Source organism: Enterobacter sp. 50793107, from assembly GCF_001463365.1.
Classification (GTDB): Bacteria; Pseudomonadota; Gammaproteobacteria; order Enterobacterales; family Enterobacteriaceae; genus Enterobacter; species Enterobacter cloacae.
Genome location: NZ_LNII01000062.1, coordinates 132,467 through 158,028 on the forward strand (window position 1 = coordinate 132,467; position 25,562 = coordinate 158,028).

Annotated in this window: 20 protein-coding genes; 4 read left to right on the forward strand and 16 right to left on the reverse strand. The window is 53.6% G+C overall.

The genetic code is table 11. From position 1 onward, the window contains the following. Positions 1 to 25: 25 nt before the first annotated feature. From APU11_RS29130 to APU11_RS08540, 3 genes are all read right to left on the reverse strand, one after another. Positions 26 to 190, reverse strand: coding sequence for a hypothetical protein (locus tag APU11_RS29130; protein WP_283841960.1), 165 nt, complete (start codon positions 188 to 190; stop codon positions 26 to 28). 293 nt (positions 191 to 483) lie between these two features. Next, a complete protein-coding gene (gene zntB, locus APU11_RS08535) occupies positions 484 to 1,467 on the reverse strand; it encodes a zinc transporter ZntB (protein ID WP_029882921.1) in 984 nt (327 codons plus the stop codon). 119 nt (positions 1,468 to 1,586) lie between these two features. Further along, positions 1,587 to 2,741 (reverse strand): methyl-accepting chemotaxis protein, encoded by a 1,155-nt coding sequence (locus APU11_RS08540; protein WP_060578399.1) that lies wholly within the window; start codon positions 2,739 to 2,741, stop codon positions 1,587 to 1,589. Positions 2,742 to 3,197: 456 nt separating this feature from the next. Here APU11_RS08540 and APU11_RS08545 point away from each other — a divergent pair, with 456 nt between their 5' ends. The 4 genes from APU11_RS08545 to APU11_RS08560 all read left to right on the forward strand — a co-directional run bounded on the left by APU11_RS08545 (position 3,198) and on the right by APU11_RS08560 (position 7,648). Continuing rightward, complete coding sequence (locus APU11_RS08545; protein WP_038985125.1) at positions 3,198 to 5,336, forward strand: EAL domain-containing protein; 2,139 nt, start codon at positions 3,198 to 3,200, stop codon at positions 5,334 to 5,336. An 83-nt stretch (positions 5,337 to 5,419) separates the two neighbouring features. After that, the gene (locus APU11_RS08550) at positions 5,420 to 6,652 is read left to right on the forward strand and encodes a sensor domain-containing diguanylate cyclase (protein WP_058651283.1); all 1,233 of its coding nucleotides are present in this window, start codon (positions 5,420 to 5,422) and stop codon (positions 6,650 to 6,652) included. Positions 6,653 to 6,726: 74 nt separating this feature from the next. Further along, positions 6,727 to 6,867, forward strand: coding sequence for an Ecr family regulatory small membrane protein (locus APU11_RS28475; protein ID WP_013096448.1), 141 nt, complete (start codon positions 6,727 to 6,729; stop codon positions 6,865 to 6,867). A 217-nt stretch (positions 6,868 to 7,084) separates the two neighbouring features. Then, on the forward strand, positions 7,085 to 7,648 hold the full coding sequence (locus APU11_RS08560) for a DJ-1/PfpI family protein (protein ID WP_023621314.1): 564 nt from the start codon (positions 7,085 to 7,087) through the stop codon (positions 7,646 to 7,648). 34 nt (positions 7,649 to 7,682) lie between these two features. Here APU11_RS08560 and APU11_RS08565 read toward each other — a convergent pair whose 3' ends face one another. The 13 genes from APU11_RS08565 to APU11_RS08625 form a co-directional block, all read right to left on the reverse strand. Then, positions 7,683 to 8,180 (reverse strand): hypothetical protein, encoded by a 498-nt coding sequence (locus tag APU11_RS08565; RefSeq protein WP_155686908.1) that lies wholly within the window; start codon positions 8,178 to 8,180, stop codon positions 7,683 to 7,685. A 99-nt stretch (positions 8,181 to 8,279) separates the two neighbouring features. After that, complete coding sequence (locus APU11_RS08570) at positions 8,280 to 9,596, reverse strand: VasL domain-containing protein (RefSeq protein ID WP_058651282.1); 1,317 nt, start codon at positions 9,594 to 9,596, stop codon at positions 8,280 to 8,282. Positions 9,597 to 9,619: 23 nt separating this feature from the next. Next, on the reverse strand, positions 9,620 to 10,075 hold the full coding sequence (gene tssE, locus APU11_RS08575; RefSeq protein WP_038419559.1) for a type VI secretion system baseplate subunit TssE: 456 nt from the start codon (positions 10,073 to 10,075) through the stop codon (positions 9,620 to 9,622). Next, complete coding sequence (tssJ, locus tag APU11_RS08580; protein WP_047023101.1) at positions 10,075 to 10,620, reverse strand: type VI secretion system lipoprotein TssJ; 546 nt, start codon at positions 10,618 to 10,620, stop codon at positions 10,075 to 10,077. The genes tssE and tssJ overlap by 1 nt, the downstream gene beginning before the upstream one ends. Beyond that, positions 10,598 to 11,683, reverse strand: coding sequence for a type VI secretion system baseplate subunit TssG (tssG, locus tag APU11_RS08585; RefSeq protein ID WP_047351690.1), 1,086 nt, complete (start codon positions 11,681 to 11,683; stop codon positions 10,598 to 10,600). The genes tssJ and tssG overlap by 23 nt, the downstream gene beginning before the upstream one ends. Continuing rightward, positions 11,647 to 13,401: a type VI secretion system baseplate subunit TssF gene (gene tssF / locus APU11_RS08590; protein ID WP_058651281.1), complete on the reverse strand. Its 1,755-nt coding sequence runs from the start codon at positions 13,399 to 13,401 to the stop codon at positions 11,647 to 11,649. The genes tssG and tssF overlap by 37 nt, the downstream gene beginning before the upstream one ends. A gap of 41 nt (positions 13,402 to 13,442) precedes the next feature. Beyond that, positions 13,443 to 15,044 carry a type VI secretion system protein TssA gene (gene tssA, locus APU11_RS08595; protein ID WP_038985113.1) on the reverse strand — a complete coding sequence of 534 codons (1,602 nt, stop codon included), beginning with the start codon at positions 15,042 to 15,044 and terminating at the stop codon, positions 13,443 to 13,445. Next, on the reverse strand, positions 15,044 to 18,448 hold the full coding sequence (locus APU11_RS08600) for an ImcF-related family protein (protein ID WP_058651280.1): 3,405 nt from the start codon (positions 18,446 to 18,448) through the stop codon (positions 15,044 to 15,046). The genes tssA and APU11_RS08600 overlap by 1 nt, the downstream gene beginning before the upstream one ends. Positions 18,449 to 18,453: 5 nt before the next feature. Next, a complete protein-coding gene (locus tag APU11_RS08605; protein ID WP_038985109.1) occupies positions 18,454 to 19,884 on the reverse strand; it encodes a hypothetical protein in 1,431 nt (476 codons plus the stop codon). Then, on the reverse strand, positions 19,884 to 20,147 hold the full coding sequence (locus APU11_RS08610; RefSeq protein WP_038985107.1) for a PAAR domain-containing protein: 264 nt from the start codon (positions 20,145 to 20,147) through the stop codon (positions 19,884 to 19,886). The genes APU11_RS08605 and APU11_RS08610 overlap by 1 nt, the downstream gene beginning before the upstream one ends. After that, positions 20,148 to 22,079: a DUF3274 domain-containing protein gene (locus APU11_RS08615; protein ID WP_038985106.1), complete on the reverse strand. Its 1,932-nt coding sequence runs from the start codon at positions 22,077 to 22,079 to the stop codon at positions 20,148 to 20,150. A 254-nt stretch (positions 22,080 to 22,333) separates the two neighbouring features. Then, complete coding sequence (vgrG, locus tag APU11_RS08620; RefSeq protein WP_060578403.1) at positions 22,334 to 24,826, reverse strand: type VI secretion system tip protein VgrG; 2,493 nt, start codon at positions 24,824 to 24,826, stop codon at positions 22,334 to 22,336. Continuing rightward, positions 24,823 to 25,562: AAA family ATPase (locus APU11_RS08625; RefSeq protein ID WP_157849608.1), on the reverse strand; the 740-nt coding region annotated here is incomplete at its 5' end. The genes vgrG and APU11_RS08625, both read right to left, overlap by 4 nt.

Consider the following 25,562-nt stretch of genomic DNA (forward strand, 5'->3'; position numbering starts at 1 on the left):
TAGTCTCTCGTGGTCATCTTTGCGGTCAGATGGCGCGTATCCTCGCAGATCTCGGGGTTCGATGCGACAATTTAATCGGTTCTTCATCGGGCGGCGGGTCGGGCATAGGCTGCGGACGCGGAATGGGATCGGGCATGGGCGTTGGGTCGGTCGGGACCGGATCGGACTGCCGTGAATGCAGTCGTTGCAGCGCGAGTAGATGGTTCATCTTTCCCTCCAGTTTTTTTGGATTGACCCTTTTAGGGTAGACCCTGAGAAACGGGAGGCAAAAAAAAGCCGACTATTAAAGTCGGCGTCGTACGAATCAATTGTGCTATGCAGTAATTCAAAAAAGGAAGTAAGACAATATGGAGCGCAACGCCCATCGCTTGACGTTGCATTCACCTGCGGGAGTAATAATGCACCTTACACGGTTTCTGTTTATTGACTTTGCTCAATTAAAAGAGCGTTTTGATCCGCGCAAAAGGTGGAAAAAGCGTAAATTTACAACCATTTACTACGATGCAACCACCATGCAACACCGCCAATCAAAGCAGCTAACATGACGCAAAACGCGGTAAAGCCGTAGCGATAAGCACCGCCGGGAATGCCGCCCAGGTTTACGCCAAACAGACCGGTCAGAAAGGTACTGGGTAAAAAGACCATTGCCATCAGCGACATCGTGTAGGTTCTTCTGGCCAGCGACTCCTGCATCACCTGTGCTATCTCATCGGCCATTACTGCGGTTCTGGCAATACAGGAATCAATTTCATCCAGCCCGCGCCCCAGCCTGTCAGCAATGTCCTGCATTCTACGGCGCTGGTCATCATTCATCCAGCTGAGACGCTCGCTGGCCAGACGGGCATATACATCACGTTGTGGCGTCATGTAGCGACGCATCACAATCAGTTGCTTGCGCAGTAACGCCAGGAAACCGCGTGGCGGTATCTGCTGATCGAGCAGGTTATCTTCCAGATCGATAATTTTATCGTGCAACTCTTCGATAAACTCGCTCGCGTGATCGGTAAGCGCATCGCAGACATCCACCAGCCAGCTGCCGCAGTCAGTCGGCCCGGTGCCCTCTTTCAGATCGTTTACCACGTCATCCAGCGCCAGCACTTTACGCTGCCGAGTGGAAACAATAAGCCCATCATCCATATAGACGCGCATCGCCACCAGCTGATCCGGACGTTCATCCGTGCTGCCGTTAATACAGCGAAGCGTGATCAACGTACCGTCACCCATCCGGCTCACGCGTGGCCGCAGGCTTTCCCCTGCCAGGGCATCACGCACGTTGTTTGGCAGTAAAGGGGTGGATGCCAGCCATTCAGCGCTATCCGGATGGGTATAGTTCAGGTGTAACCAGCAGGGATGCGCGTGATCGATCACGTCGTTGTCTTCCAGCGGCCGGGCACCGCCTTTACCGTCAAACACCCACGCAAACACTGCGTCAGGAACGTTCAGTTCAGACCCTTTTATGCTCTCCACAACGCCTCCGCTTTTAGCTTTTCGTTGTCAGTCTAGCTTTCGGCAGAGGTTACGCAACCACTATGTTCCGCATGGCGCTGAAATCGCTCGGGAATTGTACGGATAACGGCGGTGTCCCTTCAGGCGGAATGTCCTTGTCGCTGCGGGAACGCCAGCGGAACAACCGGTGTAGATAACGAACTATCAGCCGCGTATCCCCCGTCGAGCCGGAAATTGCGTGTCCGTGACTGCAGTTCGATAACCTGATTGCGCAGCACGTCAGAGGATCCGTTAAGTTCCTCCGCCATCGCCACATTGCTTTGCGTAACCCTTTCCAGCTCTGATAATGCCAGCGTGATCTGTGAAATTCCCTTCTCCTGCTCGGATGTGGAACTGGAAATTTCATCCATCAGACGGCTGACATTGCCGGATCCGGCCACAATCTCACGCATGTTTTTTTCCGCTTCTGACACTACCGTCACGCCCTGTGTAACGTTATTGCTGGTGACTTCAATCAGCGTTTTGATGTTCTTCGCCGCTTCCGCGCTGCGGTGTGCCAGATTTCGCACCTCCTCAGCGACCACAGAGAAGCCTTTTCCGTGGTCTCCCGCCCTTGCCGCCTCAACGGCCGCGTTAAGCGCAAGGATATTGGTCTGGAAGGCAATGCCGTCGATCATCGAGATGATTTCCGTCATTTGCTGTGCGCATTCGGTGATCGATTGCATATTGTGAGCAACCTGCCCCATCAGCTCGCCCCCCTTACGTGCCTGAAGCGTTGCCTGATTGGCCTGTTCACTGGCGAGTCGGGTGTTATCAGCATTGTTTTTGGTGCTCGCAGCCATCTGCTCCATGCTGGCTGCGGTTTGCACCAGCGAAGCCGATTGCTGCTCCGTTTTCACTGATAGCTGCGCGCTGCGTGCGGAGAGTTGATCCGATAAGGTCATGGCGGTTTGTGACGACGCCCTGATTTCCCGGACCAGCGTTGCAATATTGCCCGAAAGGCTGTTAATCCCGGGAATTAAACGCCCTGCGCAGTTGTTGCCAAACTCGGGGATTGTCACGCCAAGATTCCCTGCCGTGACATCTTCAATACTTTTTTTCACAGTATTGATCGGTGTCACAAGATATTGGGTCATGTAAATCCAGAGTAAAAAAAGAGCAATCACATTTATTACATTGAGCGTTATTAAGAGCGACGATGCGCCGGTAAATAGAAAGACGACAGCTGCGTTTAGCAAAAAAAGAGACAAAAGGAAATAGACAATGAAGGTTCTGACACTAATATTTTTTAGCATGATTATTCCCACAACTTAATATTTTGGTCGGCATTAAGGTTTATAGCATCCGTACTGGCGTTTGTCCTCACGAATAGCGGTGCTTTGTCGTTTCGCAGTTAGCAACCTGCAATTTAACTTAAGTGAGATAAAAAAAGCGTATTGTGGGAAATATTGTGCCATGGATACTGTGATACTGGTCTGACACGAACTTAAGCGATACCATCACCTGCGGCTAAATGGGTTAATCACCACCCTATTTTAGAGACTTTGTTGCAATTAACTGTCCTTGTTTAGCTGTGCTTAACAAGTTAGAACTGAGAATATATTTTATATTGCTTACAGTTTTGCGTTTTAATAGTGCGGGCCGTTTTACGTACCCTATAACTAATATTGTTTGAACTCGCCTGCACGCAGCCAGATAAAGATCTGTCCCGGTTGGCGAAATCAGTAACCCCTTTGGCGTGGGATTGCATAATGCTCATTGTATCGTGGGACCCAGTGTTAATAGCCATCTCTTATCTTGTGGCCTTTATCGCCTCGTTTGTGTCCCTGGAGAATGCCGGGAAAATCCCGCTTTCCAGCGGAAAGGCCGCTCTGTTCTGGCGTTTTGCCGGAGGGCTTACGCTGGGCGTCGGGATCTGGTCGATGCATTTCATTGGTATGTTAGCGATGAAAATGCCCATGATCATGAGCTACAACCTCTGGTTAACCCTCGCCTCAATGGGCGTCGCGGTGGTGGCGTCTATGCTGGCAATGAATATTGCCGTGACGGGCGCTCGCCTTTCGCCCTTCAGACTGCTTCTCTCTACCTTAATTCTGAGCGCAGGCGTGGTGTCAATGCACTATATCGGTATGGCCGCACTGATGCTGGACAGCCCCATCATCTGGGATCACCCCATCATCGGTTTATCCATATTAATTGCCGTAATGGCCTCCGGTGCCGCGCTCTGGTTGGCCTTTCACCTGCGGCATCAGCGAAAAGGGATCTTTATCAATCGCATTCTCGCCGCTTTAGTTCTGGGCGCTGCCATCTGTGCCATGCACTACACTGGCATGCGGGCCGCTCAGTTCAGTGATATGGCTCATACCCTACCCGGCGGTATCAGCGAACTGGGATTATCGATAGGGGTGTCGGTCACCACGCTGTGCCTGCTCGGCATGATGTTGATTATCTCACTCATTGATTCCCACTGGCGTACCAACCGGCTCACGGACAACCTTCAGGCGCTCAATCGACAGCTTGAACTACAGGCACGGTTTGACGCCCTTACCGGCCTTGCTAATCGCCACCAGATGGATCTGCGCATGCAGGATTGCCTGCGCAGCGCGTTGCTTAGCAATAAACAGTTTGCCGTGATCTTCCTCGACGTTGATCACTTTAAACAGGTTAATGACACCTGGGGACATAACGTCGGGGATGAGTTGTTAATCACCATTGCGCAGCGCATCACGGCGAGGCTTACCCGTGAGATGACCCTGGCAAGATTGGGGGGCGATGCTTTTATTCTGCTGGTTCCAGAATGTGATGACGACAAACTCCAGTCCCTCCTCTCAACGCTGCTCGACGATGTGCGCCGCCCGCTTTACGTATGCGGGCATACGCTGAGTACAACGCTCAGCGCAGGCGTCAGTCGTTATCCGCAGGATGGCGAAACGCTGCATGAGTTAAAGCTAAAAGCAGATGCGGCAATGCAGTACGTTAAAAAGCAAGGCCAAAACGACTGGGTGGTCTACCGGACAGAGATGTCGACGGCGATCCCGGCTAACCCCGGTTTTTTGCAGGAACTCACGCAGGCGCTTGAGCGCGATCAGTTTGAGCTGTGGTATCAACCCACCTGGCACGCTGAAGAGAGAACTATCCACGGCTTTGAGGCGCTTCTTCGCTGGCGACATCCCGAACAAGGCGTGCTGCTGCCGAATCTGTTTTTACCTTCGCTTGAACAGACGGGATTAATTATTCCCGTGGGTAACTGGGCGATTGAGGCCGCATGCCGTCAGCTGCATTTCTGGACTGAACAAGGTTTTGCCCACTGGACGTTGTCTTTTAACTTATCCCCTGTTCAGTTTGAACAGCCGGATATCTTTCAGACCATATCGTCTCTGTTGCAGAAATATAATCTTTCTCCTTCCCGGCTCATCCTTGAGGTCACGGAGAGCACTGCCCTTAAAAATCTCGACCGCAGTATCGAATTACTGAGTGCATTCAACCAGGCCGGGATCACCGTCTCTATTGATGATTTTGGCACCGGTTATTCTAATCTGCTTATGCTCAGCGTGCTTCCGGCAAAAGAGCTCAAAATCGACAAAAGCTTTGTGACGTCAATGCTGGAAAATGAGAAAAGCCGCAAGCTGGTGGAGACCATTATTAATATTGCCCGGACCATGGAGATGTATGTTGTTGCCGAAGGGATCGAAACAGAAGAGCAACGAGCGGTGTTAACAGAGCTCGGGTGTGATTATTTGCAGGGTTTTCTGTTCTCCAGACCTTTGCCTGCCGAACAGATCCCGTGGCTACTGCTGCAGATTAATTCACAGAAACAGATTATACCAATTGGTAAAATTCATTCGGAATCCGCTTTTGTTTCACAAAAAAATCATGCTACACAGGGTTAACTGGAGTATGGTTCAGAGGAGTCCACGCGAGTCGATTCCGTCGTGATCGTCAAGCATATTGTGCCGATGTACAGGAATTCCTTATGTCGCAAAATTATTTTGATGCGCTGAATGTCATTAAAACCCCCGTGTGGCTGATCTCCCCCGTTTCTGGCCATATTATTTTTGCGAATACGGCCGCGGTTCAGGTGATGGGGGATAAAACGGTGGATGATCTGCGAAAAGGCGCTTTCTCAGCCAATGCGCAAGACGTGCTGTCGATGTATATCCCTGAGCTGAAAACGGACCAGGAGATTATCGAGATCTGGACAGTCTGGCGCGACGGGCATGAAACCGCGTTGAGCTGTCGTCTTTCGCTGACCCACCATGCGCCGTACGGCGACATTATCGTTTTTGAAGGGATTTCACATCCGGCACCGACCGGGCTTAAAGCGAGCCGCTCCGCTACTTACCAGCGAAAAAAGCAAGGATTCTATGCTCGCTTTTTTCTGACAAACAGCGCCCCGATGTTGCTGATCGACCCTGCTCGCGACGGCCAAATTGTTGATGCCAATCTCGCCGCGCTTAATTTTTATGGCTACTCGCACGAGGAGATGTGCAGCAAGCATACCTGGGAGATCAACACTCTGGGGCGCGATGTGATTCCAGTGATGAGCGAAATCGCCGCTCTGCCGGGTGGGCATAAGCCACTCAACTTTGTGCACCGCCTTGCCGATGGATCAACCCGCCATGTTCAGACCTATGCCGGACCAATTGAGATCTACGGGGATAAACTGATGTTGTGCATTATCCATGACATCACCGAGCAAAAAAGGCTGGAGCTTGAGCTGGAACATGCCGCGTTACAGGATGCCATGACGGGCCTGCTCAACCGGCGACAGTTCTATATTATCGCTGAGCAAATGAATCTCACGCACCTTCCTTTACAGCAGCAATTCAGTTTACTACTGGTGGATACCGATCACTTTAAGAATATCAATGACGTTTTTGGTCATCTGAAGGGGGATGAAGTGCTTATCGCACTTTCACGTACCCTGGAGGCCTGTAGCCGGAAAGAGGATTTCGTGTTCCGCTGGGGAGGCGAGGAGTTTGTCATTCTGCTGCCACGCACCTCTCTCGATACTGCAATGCAAATCGCCGAAACGATCCGGGCAGCGGTTGCCCGCATCTCGATCCCCGGTCTGCCGCGATTTACGGTCAGCATTGGCGTGGCGCGGCACAACCAGGATGAGAGTATCGACGATCTCTTTAAACGGGTAGATGACGCGCTTTATCGCGCCAAGAATGATGGCCGTAATAAAGTCCTGGCGGCATGAAACTGGTGTATCGGATAAAGCCCCGCTACAATGCCCATCTTGATGAAAAAGACTATGGGTGGGTATCGTCTGCAATGGGAAGAACAGAAATAATCCTCACCATAATTATTTTAATGCTTATTATTTTCGGATTCTGGTTTATCTTCAGCGGCGAGATCTGGTTAGTGGCGGAATATATTGAAAACAGCATTTACCCCACTTTCGACGCGCTGTAACGCACGTTTAATCCGTTGTTTCACCTACCGAAATTATCAGGTATCGGCCAACTCAACAGGCGCGTAAGATATGCGCCGTTATCCTCCATTATGTTGGTAACGAATTGCTAAATCACTTGCTTATTTTGCCCGTGCTCTGACGGGCTTTTTTATTTCCGACATTTGCGCTACACCAGGCTATATCTAAAACGTCGTTATCCATAAAAGTGAGAAAATGATGAGCAAGAAGATCCTGATGCTGGTGGGCGATTACGCCGAAGATTACGAAACCATGGTCCCTTTTCAGGCCTTACAGATGATTGGTCATCAGGTTGACGCCGTCTGCCCGGATAAAGCGAAGGGTGACTATGTCATGACCGCTATCCATGATTTCGACGGTGCTCAGACCTATAGCGAAAAACCGGGTCACCGTTTTATCCTCAATGCCGATTTTTCCGCCGTTAACGAGCAGGACTATGACGCCCTGCTGATCCCTGGCGGCAGAGCGCCTGAATACCTGCGGTTAAATGATGACGTACTGAAGCTGGTGCAGGCATTTGATGCCGCGCACAAACCGATTGCGGCCGTGTGCCATGGCCCACAGCTGCTGGCCGCCGCCGGGATCTTAAAAGGACGAACCTGTAGCGCCTACCCGGCCTGTGCGCCTGAAGTGCGACTCAGCGGCGGCGAGTACGCCGATATCGGTATCGATCAGGCTCACGTTGATGGTAACCTGGTCACCGCGCCGGCCTGGCCTGCGCATCCGCAGTGGCTGGCGAAATTTGCGAAGTTGTTGGAATAGGCCAGCAAGGCAACCTGCTCTTTACATACGCTCTTCAAGCCAGACGATCGACCGCAACAAAAAAGCGTTCTTCCGTCAAAAGAGCGCGTTCTTTAATGCTCTGAAACTCGCGCCGGATAAACCAGCCCGCTTCCGGCGCCATGCTCAGATAAAACACCTCACGAAATCCCGGAGCTTCAACACGCATTCTTACACAACCCGTTTCTCCTGCACGAAAGAGCTGCTCTGGCACGATACTGACACTACGCTCGCCATTCTGCAGAAGGATAGTCGCTATCTCATAGCGGCAAATTCCGCTGCTCAGGCTATAACCTAATGTGCTCAGATCGTGAAGATACTGACGTGATAACGTGACTTCAATGCTGGTGCCCGCAAACCACTCAATGATTTGCTGCGCCAGCCCCTCTAACCGCTCGCAGAATTCAACGATTTCAGCCTCAACTGAGGTGTTACCTGACGTTATGTTCTTGCTACTCTGTTGCACTTTTTTAAAGAAACGTTCTCTGGCTGACACGTTGTTGCCTCTGTTCATTTTCACACGGTTAAACCAGGATCAGCCCCCTGCGCTGACCGGCCATTTTTATCTTCCCGGATACTTCCTCGCCTTCTTAAACGAGGGAACCCTTTGTAGCTATTCCGCCGTTTTTTGTTTCATCAGGGCATAACGGGCAATCAATTGCTGCAGATGCTGTTCTGTTTGGCTCTGCTGCGCAGCAGGCCACGGCTGGTTTTGAGGCAGATCTGCCAGCTGTCGCAGTTGTTCCTCTGCAGGCACGGCACTGTTAAATGCTTGCATCATGGTAAATACCGCTGATTTCAGCTCGCTGACCGTCATGTACTTACCCCGCTGTTCATCAAGTGCGTTAAGCCGGTTCGCCAGTTGTTGCAATTGGGTCATTCCCTGATGCCAGCCAGTCAGATATGGCTGCGGAAGTGCAGCAACGTTAACCTGCTGCTGCCACTGTTGCGCCAGCGGTTTCGCCTCTTGCGGCCAAAGGATCAGCGCCTGCTGCACCAGGCTATCGCCGTAGCGCCATGCCCAGTCAGGTTTCAGTTCCCTAAGCTGTGCGAGCCGGTTTTGCGTCTTGCTAAGCCCTGCCAGTGGTGATGGTGACGCTTGTCGCAGCGCCTGCAACTGCGCTTTAGATAATTCGTCAGGTAAAGGCGCCAGAGTGGCATCGAGCTGCGTTTGAGCCGGGTCTGGTGTATGCATCGTCTGCCATCCCCATGCCACCGAGCTGGCAATCACCAGCATGGTGGCCATTCCGGCGACAAATGGCTTCCAGGGCTTCACCGGAGGCGGCGCGGTCATCACCTGCCTGTCCGGCAGCGGCTCCGGCTGCGCAACATAGCCCCTCCTGACGTGTTCTGTCTGGGCCGTAAAGCTGGCCGGGAGAACAGCACCGCCCGCTTCCTGCCCGCCGTCGCTGTTTTCCAGCCGTACCGCCGCGTTATGGACCAGGGTACGCAGGGCATCGAGCTGGCTGGCATGCCTCAGTTCAAGACGCTGCAATATGTCGCCCAGTGCGTTCAGGTGCTCTTCTGTCTGGTACAACTGGCTGAGGTCGGTACAGGTCAGCGTGAGGGTGCGCATCATCTGTTGTAACCGTCTGCTGAGCGCGCTGAGAATTTCCATACGCGCATGCACAGGCTGCGGCCAGATATTGCCCCACTGGCGGGAGAAGAGTGCGTCCAGTATTGCCAGTCCTTCGTTCATGCCGTACAGACCGGCAAGATGCGTTCGGACGAGCGTATACCAGGCCGCGGTCTGCAGTTCCACCCCGTTGTGCTCAAACAGCGACAGACAGAGCTTTTCCGCCTGCGGCCAGTTGATGTCCGGTCGCGCCGGGTGGGTCAGTTTGTTCATTTCGTCACGCAGGGCGGCGTAATCCGCAAGCGTACGCGGGTCGCCGCCGGTTTTGAGGTGGCGTTCGGATTGTGTCGTCATGATGGTTTAAGCCTGAATAAAAATCAGAGTGCGGCACGGGTATCAAGATACTGCTGCTGTTTCAGGTGGCGGATTAACACCCTGCCCTCCGGCATAAATTCCGTACCGTAACGGACCAGACCGATGCCCTTCAGCTCCGCGTCGATGGCGTAGCGCAGTTCGCCGGGAATAGCCTGCTCAAGCAACACCACATCGATTCTCTTAAGCCGGGGCTCGTACTTAAGCAATACAGACGATAAGATCCCCATCAGTTCATGGGTCGTACCCGGCATCCCCTGCAGAATTTTGGTCATATCCGGCAGACCATAGTCCGGCAGGTGCGCCAGCGTACCGGCGCGGCAGTTGAGCACGCGCTGCATGTTATCAAGTACGGATAAAATCACCTGGTTCTGCTCACTGACCTGGTGCAGGCTCAGACCACCGGAAAAATTACCAGTCAGCATTTCATACAGCGATGGCGTGTTATGTCCCTGTGGCATCAGTCATCCTTTCGCGGTTGTAATGTCAGATGGTTATTCCCGGCTTCAAGAATGCGCGGTTTATCCGGATCGAGATCTTCACGTCTGAGCACCTGTTTCCAGGTGTTGTTAACCATATCCGGATGGCGGAACAGCCCGACCACCGCGACAAACTTCGCGCCTTCTTCCATCGGCATATCAAGGCTCACATCCCCGCCCGGCTTCACCACCACGTCACGGCTGGCCAGAAGGTCCGCTTTAAGAATGGTCTCCCCGTCCTTCAGCAGCTGCTGATAGACCGTTTTGTCGAAGATCTTGCGGTCTTTCAGTTGATACACGCGGACTACCACCGGCTCAGACAGCGAGTTACTTTCGCGGGAATCGGTGTTCAACGCTTCACGGGCGGTGAAATCCAGATGCAGTACCTTAATTTTTTTATAAAACACAGCGTTAAATGCCGATTTAGTGCCATCAGTGATACCCTGCGTAATCCCACAGCCCGTGAGGCTGAACGCCAGCAGTGCAGGCAGCCAGCACGCGGGTTTAATCAAACTTGTACGTAACACGTCGGTTTCCTTGTTGTGGTGTTGCAGGTTGCAGGCCGGTGTAATAGCCCAGTTCCGTCGTAAAGGTTTGCGGGATATCATCTGCAAACGCTCCCTCCTCCGCCCCCAGTACGCCATTCATGCCGAGCCAGAAAGATCCTTCACCGAGCGGTGGCACGGCCAGTAGGCGGGTCAGGGTTGTCAGGGTGATTTTTGCCTTAAAACGCCAGCCAAGGTAGACACGCAGCATCACCAGGAAGTCCTGATACAGCAGACCGTCCGGTTTCCATCCCTGTGATTCCTGTTCGTTATCGGTGGACAGCGCGATCAGCAGCTGGCTGCTGGCATCCATCGCTTCATCTCCAAGTGGCGTGTTGCCATCCAGTAGAAAATCGTCATCACCGTAAAAACCCAGTGGCTGACTGACCTCCACCGGACGCAGGCAGTACGGGCTGACCGTCACGGTGGTATCCGGTGCCAGCAGGCTCACCAGGGCCTGAATCCCCTCCTGGGTTTTCCCCGGTTGCTGAAGTACACCCAGCAGAGCCAGAAAACGGGATACCGGTGTGGCAATGTGGTTCGCGGTGCCGGGAATACCCAGCCCCACCAGGCCCAGCAGCGACTGCGAAATGCTGTCGGTCCCGCCGGGCTCAAAGGTGGCCGGGTAAGAGTACTTACGCCAGATGCGGTAAAACTGCGTCAGGATGCGGTGGCTGAAGATATCCAGAAACCCCTGCAGCGCATCATGTCCTTCACGGCGCTGAGTGATGTCATCAAGATACGCCGTCGGCAAGGGGGAATCGACACCGTACATTCCCATGAAGGTCGCTCGAATAACCGGAGGCGTGTTGTCATCGTCTTCGTCATATTCGACACACTTCAGTTCACCGGCCGGGAACCCCATCCCCGGATGCGGTGCAAAGCGTACCGGGTCATCTGCGGGATGACTGGTTGAACCCATCAGTGGCCTGCCCGGATGACGTTTCTCCAGCAACTGACAGAAACGATAAAAATTCATGCGGTGCAGATCGGCTTCCAGCCGCAGGGTCAGCCGGGAATGCGGCGATTGTGCTTCTCTTCCCATTCCAGGCGCTCTCCTGTCGGTTGCAGAATGATAATCAGGCGGTTAAACAGATAAATGTCGGTATACAGCGCGAAGAAACGGCTCAGCATCTCGCCAAACAGGCAGATGTCGCCGCGCCCGGCAAAGCCGTGGCTGTCCAGCGTCACCTCAATCTGCACGCCACGAACCAGATAGCCCTGCTCAAAGCGCGCGGTTTCACTGTGTTTCACGTCGAGGATGGCTTCCAGGCGGCGGCGGTTCATCTCGCTGTCGGTCCATTCATACAGCGCCAGGGTCCCGCGCAGCACATCGGCGTTATCCATCATCGACAGAAACCCGCTGCCAAGGTGACTTAGCACGCGCCAGTGAAAACGGTCCTGCGCCGGTGGATAACAAGGCAGCGTTGGCGCACACAGGTTGCGCACGGCAATATTAGCCGAAGTCGTTTTCATCACCGTATCAAGTACAGTGCTCTGCAGCGCACGCCGTGGCAGCTGGCCGTTGGTACCGGTGAGCGTCAGCGACAGGCTCTCATCTTCCGGCACCGTATGGTTATCAAACGCTTCACCGCCGAGGATGAGCCAGGTGTTATGCAACCCGGATGGCCCCCGGCGCACGCGGGTGTGGTAATAATATTCCGGTGCTTCATGACGCATCATTCCGCCTTTGTGACGGAAGCTCGAAAACGGCACGTAGGTATGCTGGCTCGATGACATCACCGAATCCACGGTGTATATCTCGGTATGGCCATCCTGCACACGCATCGGGCGCAGCATGTATTCGGTTTGTAAGGAATTGAGCGTCAGTGGGTCAGATTCCAGCGGAAACAGGTTTATCACCGGCACGCAGTTCAGGCGCAGATGCTTTTCGGTAAAGCTGAAATCGTGCTCCCAGCGTTCTGCCAGCACCACATCGATTTCAAACCAGGGGAGTTCAGCCGGAAAGGCCACGCTCTCCAGTCCGCGCAGCCCCGTGAACATGAATTTCTCGCGAAAGGTGAAATACTCCAGCAGCAACTGGTAACCGCTGAAACTGCTGTCCCCTTTCGGCCACAGTCTGTCATCTTCACCAAACCCCAGTGCGGTGAAATACCCGTCCAGCGGTCTTCTGTTCGTGTCACCCGGCATCCGCAGCCAGAGGCGCGCAGTGTTCATGGTAAAGGCTTCATGCATGGCGCAGGCCAGTGGTGCGTCAGCATTGAAATAGAACGGGATCTGGCTGAGATCGACACAACTCCAGTCAGCCAGATGGCTGCAGCTGAAGCGCAGGCTGATGACCGAACGCCCGTCCGGATCAGTCGACAGGCGAGCATGCTCCAGTGCCAGTGGCTGTAGGGTTATCTCTTGAGTTGTGGTGTAGCGACAACGTGTGCCTTTTTCACCGATCGGTCGCGAGTTTACTTCGAAGCCTTTGTCAATATGCATCGGTTCTTTCATCTCACGCCAGTCGGGGGTGAACTCCACCACCGACATCGAGGGAATGGTGCGCAGGTAATGCGGCCACAGCAGGCTGACCAGCCCTTCGGTCAGTTCAGGCAGATCGTCATCAAGCTTCTCGCGAAGACGCCCCATGAGGAAGGCAAAGCCTTCAAAGAGACGTTCCACGTACGGGTCGCGCGCGCCCGCTTTATCAAGATTGAGCATTGCTGCCTGTTCAGGGTGAGCACGGGCAAATTCTTCGCCCGCTTCCAGCAGGTAGCGCATTTCAGCGTCGTAATAACGCAGGGTTAAGTCGTCCATAAAAACCTGAATATGTGTGTTTTAAAGGTATGCAGGTGTTGTTACCCACAAAGCACCGCACTTCCTGCCGGGTCAAGTGCAATCAGACCGGCCAGAAGCTGGTCCATCTCCGGCTGAAGCCGTGACTTATCGGCTTCAGTGCGTGTGGCTTTTATGCGCAGCAGTCGGAAGCGGCGCGATTTCACTTCAAACAACAGCGCCGGCGTCCACTGTGCGAGGGTGATGGACTGTGCGGCATTGTCGAGTTCACTCAGCAGATGCAGGGCCAGTTCATTCTTACCTTTCTGCTCGGCCACACGGGCCATCAGCAGTCGCAGTAACCATTTGTCTTTTGTGGAGTCGGTGCCCGGGCGTGTCTGAAGCCAGTGGAGTGTGGCATCCAGTCCTTCGCTGTCTGCTTTCTCCAGTGCTTCAGGTTCAAGCGCCAGAATATCGTTATCACCCGTACTGATAGCGCTGACAGGTTCATCCCGCCAGCCGGATATATCGTCCAGCACGCTCTGGTTTATCCAGTTCAGCGTGACCTCATCGGCAAACGGTGTCCCGTCGTTAAAGGCCAGGGTTTCAAGCCCGGTAAGACGGCGCAGCAGCCCTTTCAGGTCGGCTGTGATGATGTCGGCCAGCACATCCTGCCCCGACTTCATCAGGGCCTGATGGGTATACCACTGCAAATCCAGCCAGAGGTGATTGGCACCGCGCGAGAAGGTATTGTCCGCCTGCTCCAGTATTTCCAGCCAGCTCTGTTGCAGATAGAGTCGCTTGAGCATCGCCCGCTGGTCAGCTCGCGGCGGCTCGATGCGCGTTTTCCCGTCAGCATCCGGTGCCGGAATAGCACTCAGCGTGTCATGACGCAGGCTTTTCATCAGCCGGTGCGCCGCAAGCCAGCCACCGGGTTGCTCACGCAGGTACCCCGTCAGGGTGCGAGCCTGAGCCAGTAAGTCCTGACCCGAGGTGATGCGGCTCAGCACTGGAGCGTCCTGTTCTGTTGTGTGAGATGGCTGCTGACTACGTGTCTGATTGCTTGCGTTCTGCGGTACAACGGCATCCACGCCCCCGCCTTTCATCAGACGGGACTCAAGAGCGCTGTACAGGGCATTCAGCTCCGCCCGTGATGCTTCAGGCTCTGTCTCCAGGCTGTCAGCAATGAGCAGTAGCGCCCCGGCGGTACGCTGTGCATCCTCGCGTACGACCTCCGGGTACAGTGACAAACTGTCCAGTACACGGGTACCGCCGAGCCATTCCAGCGCGGCCTTGCGGCTGCGGTCCCGCCGGGGGTGAAGCTGGATGCCGTAGCGCTGCAATAATCCCGCCACCAGTTCAAGCCCTTCGGCGAAGCCAGCTTCGCCATCCTGGTGCAGGCGCGCCCAGCAGTAATAAGTCGCAACCCGGATATCTTTTGCCGTGGTGGTCATCAGTTTTTCGGCAAGCGTGCAAATCAGCCCGGTATCGATGCCGGAAAGCTTATTGACCTCCTCGCGAATGCGCTGGAAATCATCGTCATATCCCGGGTCTTCTCCCGTCGGACAGGTCACGCTGACCGGAGCAAGCCAGCGCAGCCAGCGTTCCGTACGAGTCTGCGCCTGCTGTCGCAACAGGGTTTCATCCGCCTGACAGGCGGCAACCAGATTCTGCAAAATATCCATTATTCCGTTCCGTCCATATCACTGCTTTCCGTACTGTCCATCAGCGCCTGCGCCGTGGCCACGCTGTCGACGCTGAATATCTGATCGGGCAGCGTAAAGCCGCGCAGTGCCAGTAACGCCAGCGGCCCGCTGCCCAGCTGTGAACGCAGCACCCACTGCAGGGTACGGCCATCCGGCGCGGTGAAACTCATCATCCACTGACTGCGATCAAGCTGCGCACACTTGCTCTGGTCCAGCCAGCGAATAAAGCCCCAGGTCCCGCTGTAATCCCCGAACAGACGCGCACCGGCGTTGACCGTGGTCCAGGTCAGCATGGTTCCCGGCTTGTACGTGTCTCCCGGCCAGCGGAAGGACTGCCAGTCAGCCATCTGGTTGAAGTAGTGCAGCTTTTGTCCATCAACAGTCAGTTGCGTCTCCACCACCTGCGGTACCGGACGCGCCTGCAGTTCGAAGCTGATACCCTGGCTGCCGTCGGTAAACAAAATGTCCGACAGCTGACTCAACTGATTAATCGCCCGCAGGAAGGCCGGGTTAAAACTCAGCCCCTGGCTGTTGACTTTATCCGGCACCCACTGGCTACCCTCCTTGTGAAGAACACCACCGAGCTCTGTCGTCAGGAAGCGTTCAATACGTCCGCTGTCCTTACGCACAAATTCAGCCAGCATCGGCAGGGAGGCATCACTTTTACTCGCGGCAAACGGGAAACGCCCGTCAAATGCGGTGTGCCAGTTCGCCACCACAGAGCGGCTCCACTTGTCATTGAGGCTCGCCGCCGATGGCTGAAGTACGGTTTCCCATGCCTGGGTCAGCGGCTGCACAAACATCGTGCTGCCAAAACCACTCCACTCTTCGCCAAGACTTGCCGAAATCAGACTGCCGTATTGCTGGGTGTCGGTCAGGTCCACGCTTTTGCCCTGAAATACGGTCTGCGCCAGGGTCTGCATCATCGCCTGCGGGTCAGAGGCACTGGCCACCTGTTGCAGTCGTAGACGCACGCGGGTGATACGGGTCAGGTACGTCTGCAGGCTCAGGGAGTTATCAGCCGACATGACGTTGCTGCCCTTGTTTTTACCCAGAAGCTGAAGCAACGGTCCAAAGGTGTCATCCAGCGGCCCCTGCGGTCCTGACGCAGACTGGTCAATCACCGGTTTGTCCTGCCCGCCCACCAGGTCTTTGGCCGATTTGATGATGGAGTCCGAAAGAGCTTCGCGCTGCTGTCCGGTCTGTCCCTGCCAGGCGAGGGTATTCATCAAGGCGATCAGCGGTGACTGGCGGACATCACTCATCAGCGTCAGCTGGTCTGTGACATCCGCTATGTTGTTCGCCGGATTAAGTTGCAGGCTGTTGAGGAAGCTCAGCCAGCTGCCAGCAAAGTCAGTGAAGTAGCGTTGTGTCAGACGCGCTTTCAGTGCTTCCGGCGACAGGTCTGAGGAGACGGCTTTCCGGCTGTCGCTCAGTACCCAGTCTATTTCATCGCGGCGGGAATTTGCGGCCTTTTCGATAGCCTGCTGAATCCCCCCCTCCCAGGCCTGACGGGTGAACATTCCCGGTACCACCTCATCGGTGGTAAACAGGCGACGGGCATCGGTACCGCCGGTCATGTCCTCCAGAGACACATCGGCAAAGTTACGGCGCACGGATTTGAGCATGTTCTCGTACAGCGTGCTTTCCGCGTTGCGCCGTCCTATCTGCTGCAGCAGCACCTGGCGGCCCTGGCTGACCAGCTGCGCATCTGGCGTAATTTTCCACTGTGGCTGCGCTGGCAGTTCGGATATATAGAAAGCCCACAAATCCGGTGACAGGCTTTGCCACAGGCCTGTCGAGATACCCATTCGCGTCGGCTGCACGGTTTTCATAGTCTGCGCGTAGAATGCGCCGTCGGCTTTATCCGGACGAGCCATCATCAGCCAGGCTTTCAGCTGGTCATAGCCCGGTTTCGCCAGTCGTGGCCGCTGGTCACTGTTGGGGGCAGAATTTGCCAGCGCGCTGAGCTTCTGCTTAAGCGCCTCATTTGCCGGGTCGCGTATCAGGCGATTGTTTGCCACGCCGTACCAGGGCAGCATCGCATCAAGCAGCTGCTGATTATGGTCGAGGCCGAAGCGCTGATACCAGGGCGCTCCGTCCTGGATACTGTGCTGCAGGCGGCCGGCATCATTGCGCAGAGTATGCAGGGCCGTCAGCTGGTAATCCGATACGGAAGGATGCTCCACCAGGGCATGCGCCTGCTGCGCAACAGAGACTATCTGCATGCGGTTGACCGCGAACGACAGAAGTGTTCCCGCCCCCCAGACGCCAATCATCGCCATCAGCGTCCAGGCAAGCGTCTGCTCCCACGCCATACCGACACGGCGGCCACGCACGCGGGGGCAGTCGTCAACGATACCCTGCCAGGTTGCCGGCAGGGTCAGTGCATGACGCTGTGACCCCGGAATATACTGCTCAGCGTCGGCTGTGCTCGCTGACGTACCGGCAGTTTTCTTCTCCGGCAGGCTGAACATCAGCCCCCGCAGGGGAACGCGCTGCTGGGAGGCAGCCAACCATGGCACCAGTTGCTCAGTCCAGCGGACGATACCGCCGTCTTTGAGATGCTGACCCAGGCGCAACAGGAAGTCGTGGCTGTTGTTCTCAGTGACCTGACTCACACCCTGCGTTCGCAATGCAGGCAGCATCCGCTCAAGCTGACGTGTAATATCGTCAGCTTTGGCACGCAGCGGGAAGCTTGCGCCTACCGCCTGCTCAGGACGCGTATCCTGCGACCAGTTGCTGTCACACAACTGCCACAGCCAGACCGGGGCGGAATAGCGCAGCAGTTCGCTGATTTTTTCCAGCCCGCGTAAATCGTTGTCGCTGATTAGCGGGGTCAGCTTAAGCGACTGCGGTAGTACACGGATAATCCCGTCCAGCGGGCGTCCGCGTCGCAGCTTGCGCAGCGCGATGTATTTTTCGCGGTCGGGCTCCGATGCCAGGCTGCCGCCGTAAATCAGCACGGTGCGGTTACCTTCAAGCCACTGCTGCTGTTGCATGCCGGGTACCAATTGTTCGATTGCCGCTTCATCGCCAGTGATTAACAACAGCCGGACTTTGCTACGCCAGAACGACGAGTACCGTCTTCTGAGATGCCTGCTCAGTGCTGAAAAATTATATTGATCCGACGATCTTTCTTCATTGTGATTGTTTTCACCATCAGGCGTGACGGGAGAGGGATTTTGTTGCCTGGACAACGTAAAAAATACCAGGGTGCATAATGTTGTGGTCAGGATGATGAAACCTGCCAGCACATACCAGAAATTATCGTCACCACTACCGGACGGTAACTGCGCTGTCTGTGCAAAAATAAAGAGTATCATCAGCAGAACTGCCACGATAAGTAGCCCTGCTCCCAGTGGCTTTGAAACCTTTTTCATGCCGGTTATTCCTTTCCGGAGTGTCGTGCTACCCTGATAAATTCCGGGCGCTGAAGGCGGGCTGTAATTCGTCTCAGCAAAATGGCCAGCCCAGGCAATGTCACTATCAATGACAGCAGAAGAAGAGAGATCCCTGCCCAGGAGAATGCAGTTGAAGGGAAATAGCGGATCATCAGACTGTACAGCCCAGCATTGAGCAGTAATGCCATAAGAACAGATCCCCCGGGAAAGGGTGGTTGAATAGCGAAATGATCATGCCCGATTGCGGGGGCGGCGTTTCCGAGCGTCACTACCCAGGCATCATCTTCACCTTCGAGAAGAAGCCACTGGCTGGCGGGGCCATAAGCAGCCATCTCAGCCGCAGCGCCAGTCATTGCCCAGCCAGCAAGACCGCCATACCGGACACTGGCGGTATCATAGTCAATGACACCGCCAGTGCCAATGCTATCGTACAAAGGAACCGACAGATCATTCAGCACCCTGCTCACTGACTGCCGTGGCGCATCTGAGAGTCCACTGTGCCAGACAAGGTGTTTCTTGCTGGCAGGCGTGAGAGCCATATCCCGTAATTCAGTGAGTTCCGTTGCAAGCATACGGGTGTTGAGCGGCATCGCCCGGAAAACCCGTAACGCATTTTTTTGCTCACCCGGATTCAGCATCGATGGCGGCATCAAAAATAACGCGCTGGCAAATTCCGGCAGAACATCATTGGGCAAACGATAGTGCATGGCTAGTACCAATACCGGCAGCGTTGTTAATCCCATAAACTGATTCCAGTCATCAAAGGATGAGTCTGCGTCCTGAAAATGAATCTCAGCTTTCCAGGGAGGGGAACCTGCTGACCAGATACGATGGAATGATTGAGATTCACGGTCTTTGTCGCTACCGTTGGTCTGAACAATAATCTGGAGTGGGCCGGAAGGATATCGCCGCCGAATCGAGGGCATTATCTGAGCAATGAGATGACGAAGCAGTTGCTCAAAACGTGAAATACCGGGTGTAAGCGGTTCGTCTGGCAACATCGTGAGAGGCGATGTGTCTGTACTTTCCTCTTCCTGCGTATGTGCAAGACGAGCTAACAGTCCCTTATCGGCAGTGATGAAAACATGGCTGAGAATGACAAGATGCTGTTGTGCACGTAAGCGCCACTTCAGACGCATGTTCCGGCACCACTCATTCCAGTTCCAGACACAAATTGCCAGCATTTCCTGACTGAAAGTATAGACCGCGATGGCTGCCGAAATGCCCGCAAATGTCCAGGTCGTCAGTGGTAACCAGGCCCCATTGCTCAATGAAAGTAACCCTGTCACCGGTGATTTTAGTACCACAACAAGCAGTCCAGTGCAAAGTCCGAGAATAATAATCAACAGACAGATCCACGGTGACCAGGCCGGTGCCTGCTCTTTTTCAGGCACTTCCGGCAGAGACCATCCCATCAGCCAACCTCCATATCCGGCATACTTGCAATGACACTCGCACCACACTGCGTCTTGCAGCCGTGCAATACAATTCCACGCCCGTTTTCTTCATACGCAGAAACATCGCATTCAATAATTTTATTAATGCCGTGTTTCGGGCAACTGACGGTATCATTCAAAAGTGCGGCATTTTTACCGGATATATCGAAACTGGATGAGGCTGATGTGACTTTGCCACCATGCGTAGTGGCATCCCCTAAAACAACGATGTATCTACTCATTTAATAACCATACTCCTTTGCCTTTTCTCGAATCATTTCCTCGATACCCGTTTCCCGACTTATCATTGAAGGTTCATTAATACTTTCAACAATCCCGGTGTTCATATAAGGATCAGCGCCAGTGGTCCAATCAGCAAGGTATCGGAGCTTTGAAAGGAATTCTTTATCCCATGTAGCATCGCAGTAACCTATCGGTAAATCATAAGCAACTACTCTGGACATAAATTTCTTGCTTCCCGGCAGTGTGCTGTGATCTGTTGGTTGAGAAACATAAGTTCGTAATCTTTTATCTTTTTCTTCGAAAGTTTCCTTCCTAGTTATCTCTTGCACATAACCACTTGGAAGCTCCTTATAGCCGATTACAACATCTTGATTTGGATATAAATTGACATAGTTATCATATGTATTGTCATATTTCTCTCCAGTTTTAGGGACTACTTCCCCCCACCCATCCTGTTGTTTTGAGTCATGCTCTTTACCAACTCTGGTTACATCAAATTCGGCCAACTCACTGGGATTAATTGGCTCAGGGACTTTTTCTGCATTTACAAACACTGTTTGCCATTCTGGAGGGTCTGGATAGGTGATGCTGCTGCTTTGATATTGGTCGCCTTTATCATCCCAGAAGGGTTTTCCATCAGGTAAAGTACCAAATGGTGTCTGCTTATCAGGATAAGAGCCGCATGGCGTATTCCTAGCCAACATCCTCTGGTACAAATTATTTTTAAATCTCACAATTAATGGATGTGGATTCCCATTTTTATCATTAGGTAAGCCCTGCCACCCTATCGAGCGAAGCGGTAATGACCCCATAACTCGGTCATGAGGGCAAAAATAAATATACGTTCTGCCATGATTATCACGTTCTTGTATTTTTCCAGCCCGTATTACATTCTCACCTTCAGGCTTCCAACTCGAGTTATCAGTAAACTTGCCTACACATAACCCTTTATAACCCACGGAGGACAGATGTGAGGATTGCTTTGCAATTTTTTCAATTATTGATGACAAAGTATTTTCGCGTCCACTTGGAGAAATTCTCTCTTGTTGAGGAATTGAAAATTCATTAAGCTGGCTATTATGCATTGCATAAGGGGAGTTTAATATAAAAAGAGCATCTGGTCCTTTTTTTGCTAATGTGACTGCGGCTAGCGAAACCATTGTTCCTTGGCTATGAGAGATAATACTAACTGTATCGTTAGGATATTTATCCCGGATAAGGTCTAAAAGATCTGCTAATCGCTTAGCTGCATGTGAATAATATTTTCTTGGCGGAGCGTTTGTTAAAAGTCTATCTTTATCTTCATTGAAATACTGAAGTTTCGCTCCAGGAATTCCCGCCAGATTCTCATCGAATCCATAGTTACTCCAAAGCGAGTGTAAGTTATTCGTGCCATTTTGGAATGGGCCACCTCCCCATATATATGGCCCTTTTTTCCGAATATCATCTGGTTTTATACCTGTCCTTTTCATTTGATGATAATCTTCACCATCCACATTAGCTAACGGAATAACATATTTATCCTCTTCCCCCCTCACAGAAGAATATCCCCAATAGAATCGAATGATTGGAGAACGCTCAGAATTTTCAATAAGTTCTCTGCGAGCTAAAGGTGAAGGTGACGAGTTACTTTTCCCTCCCTCTTCCTCACAATCTGTACTATATTTGTTCGGCTTCAATTCAAATTGAGTACCATTGAGCCCCAACCTATCATTTAATCCGTCGCAGAGAGACACTTCCGCATTTTGATACCATTCACCTGTTGAGTTAACACCATGGACGAGTATTATCAAACCAGGAAGATGAGGAGGTAAATCGCATCCTCCACGGACCTTTATATTTTTATGAGATGGGCTTGAACGCCATGAGGGTTTCCCATTGTCGTCATACTTCAACTCTAAAGCCCTAGTTGTTTCTGTTTTTTCACTCATTAGAAGCATCCTTTTATTATCTGTTAGACAAGCCGTTGCTTATCTTATTATTGGGACACCATGTAACTGAAGGATATATATAATAACATATGACAAAGCCACACACATACACCACTTACCTGCTTTTTTCCACCCACCATTAATAGGTTTATGAAAAAACCCAACAAAAATATATAAGAGACTGCCAATCACAAGAGAATATAAACACATTATAAAGAGTATTAATCCTAACATAGGTATTCCATCAATATTATTTAACGACCTGTAAGTGTTATGACCATATCATCTATCATATCCGAAGAATTAAGTGTCGTTGCCCCCTGCGAGTCTGTTATACCAGTGACAACTGATCCGTTTGGCATAGTTATTTTATAGGCTTTTCCTGGGAGCGGTTCTTGGGTTAATGCATTTCTGATAATAAATTTTTCGTCAAAACATTCTGGTTCGAATGACTTCATAACTCCTTGCATACTACCGGAACCAGCTTTTTTTATTCCTGAGTTCTTTATAAACAATTTGCCAGGACCACCAATCTCAACATTCCCGCCGCTGATTTTGATATAGCCGCCTCCGCATATCAGCGTCAGCTCGTCCTGTGCCGTAACAATCAGTTTCCTGCCACTCGAAATATGCGTGTCCTGTGTCGACCAGGTGGTGATATTCCCACCCTGAGCCTGAATATCAATGTCGTTTTGCGAGCTGAAAAGTTTTGCCCCTTCACGACTGTACAGGCTGAGTTGTTTACCGGCCGCCAGCGTAAAGTCCTTCTGCACACCGACATCCAGCTGTTTACCCGCTGTCAGCGTCATATTATCACTGGCTGATAGCTGCATATCTTCGCCGCTCACCAGTGCCATGCCTTTTGGCGCACTGCCCAGAATCACTTCCTCATGCAGTTGCCCGATTTTTTGTTTCAGGAGTTTTTGCTGGCGACTGACATCAGCAACCAGTGCCTGAGCCTGCCGTGCGCTGGCAGCAAGAGACTCCATTTCCACTAATGCTGCTGAAAGCCTTGCAAGCGCTGGCTCCATATCGAGGACCTGGCCCTGCGCCCTAGCCTGACCGTCAGCACTGATAAAAATCCCTTTCTGCGCCCGGATGGCACCCCAGCTGTCGGTTCTGAGCTCAAACCCCTCGCCGCGCTGCTGTTTCTCGCTGTCCACCAAGTGGCCGAGATTCAGCTGGCTCTTGCCGCCGTACTCCGTACTGACCTTGATATGCTCTTTTCCGCGCTCGTCGTCGAGGCGGATTTTGTTGTTCGCCGGGGTGCGCAGCACGTTACGTTTATAGTTGCGGATGGTGACGTGGTCACCGTGCGCCGAGTCGTGCAGCACACCGGCAATGTACGGCCGGTCCGGGTTGCCGTCTTCAAAACCAATCGCCACCTCGGTACCCGCCAGCAGCGGCAGGTGCAGGCCGTACGTGTCGCCGGCATACGGGCGGGACTGGCGGACCCGCAGGCTCTCGAATCCGGTCTCCCAGTTGTCCCGGTCAAACAGCATGTTGACGCGGTAGCGGCCGTCTTTATCGATATGCCCGTAGGTGTCATTTTCGGTGGTACTGGTGACGCGGGCCGGTAAGGTGCCGGCCATCACCGGGCGGCTGCCTGGCGCCGCGCGGAAACAAAAATCGGTGCTGTCCGGGATACCGTCAAACCTGACGCCAAAATCTTCATCACGCCGGGCATGGCTGTGCATCGCCGTGACAACCACACCCTGCGCAAACACGTCTGCCACTTCGTACCCACCGGTGACTTTCACTACCTGCCCCGGAGAGAGCACCGGACAGCTGGTGAAAGCCCTGGTCTTCGTCTGGCCATTCAGGTAACGTTCGTGACGAATGCGGGCGTAAAACGCCCCGGACTCCGGCGCCGGGTTACGGTCATACGCGCTGCCCTGCGTCAGATAATTATCGCCGTAATGATAGGCCTCACCACAGGTGGTGGTATCCCCGCCGGTCGCGTCAACCCGGGCGTTCATGTCCTCCGTGGCCTGACGGTAGTTGTAATCGCGGGTGCTGACCGCCTTCTGGACCACGTTATGGTGGCTCTCCATTTCCCACACCGAGTCCACACCCTGCGAATGCTGCCCTGACGGCGGCACCGACGGCAGCGTCAGGCCTTTCTCATACCCCTGCTGGCTGTCGTAAAACTCCACCACGTCGATGTTCAGCCGCGTGTCGGTGGTGAAGCGGAACCAGATACCGACTTCATCCAGCAGGCGGGTGATAAAGTGCAGGTCGTTCTCACCGTACTGCATCACCTGCTCACGCCGTGGATACTCTCTGGTGAGCGAAAACAGGAAATCCTGGCCGCGCATGCCGTGGCGCTCGCGCAGGATTTTCTCCACAATCTGCGGGACGGACATGTCCTGGTAAATGGCGTTCTGGTGCGAGCGGTCAAGCAGTGCCAGACGCGGCTCAAGCGTCACCGCGTAGCGGGTTTCATCTTTTGAGGTGCCAAGACGCTCAAGCCCGCTCACCATCCCCTGTATCACCCGCACCAGCTGCTGCACCTTAATGCCATAACCCTGGTCAACCGGAGCCTGCAGCGTCAGGGAAGCCGCTTTCATCAGCATCATCTCTTTGCTGATGGCATGGTCCGCGCTGGTGAATTCAATACGGTAGCGGAAGGGTTTGCTCAGGGCTTCATCGCCCTCAAACGCCAGCACATCAAGCCCTGCGTCACAGCCCTTCACCGAAAGCAGGTGATGGCTGTGGCTGAATCTCAACGGGGGATTACTGCTCATGCGTGCACTCCTTCTGTGAGGTCAAACGCCAGTACAATCCCCTCTTCATCACTCCAGCCAAGCGTCAGGGCATGTGGTTTCTTTTTCGCCGCCATGTGGGTCAGCAGCTGCTGGCTCAGCACCGGTAAAATCTGCTGGTTCAGCAGGCTGTCGATGTTACGCGCACCGGTGTCCGGCAGCAGGCAGGCGGCGGTCAGGGCGTCATACAGGCTCTCGTCAATCTGCGTGGTCAGGCCGTAGTGTCGGTTCAGGCGCTTACTGACCTGTGCGAGCTTCATCTCCACGATGGTACGCATGGCTTCCTGCGTGAGCGGACGGTAAATCACCGTCTGGAAACGGGCGAGTAAGGCTGGCTGGAAGTGGTCACGCAGCAGCGGACGCAGCAGTTCGTGCAGGTCGGCTTCTGTCGCCTCCGGCTGTTCATCCAGCAGTTGCATGATGTGGTCGCTGCCGAGGTTCGAGGTCATCAGAATTACCGTGTTACGGAAGTCGATTTCACGCCCCTCGCCGTCGCGCATAAAGCCCCGGTCAAAGACCTGATAGAACAGGTTCATCACGTCCCGGTGGGCCTTTTCCACTTCGTCCAGCAGCACCACGCTGTACGGGCGCTTGCGCACGGCTTCGGTGAGAATACCGCCCTGGCCGTAGCCGACGTAGCCCGGCGGGGAACCCTTGAGCTGGGAGACGGTGTGCGGCTCCTGGTATTCGGAGAGGTTGATGGTTATCAGGGATTTCT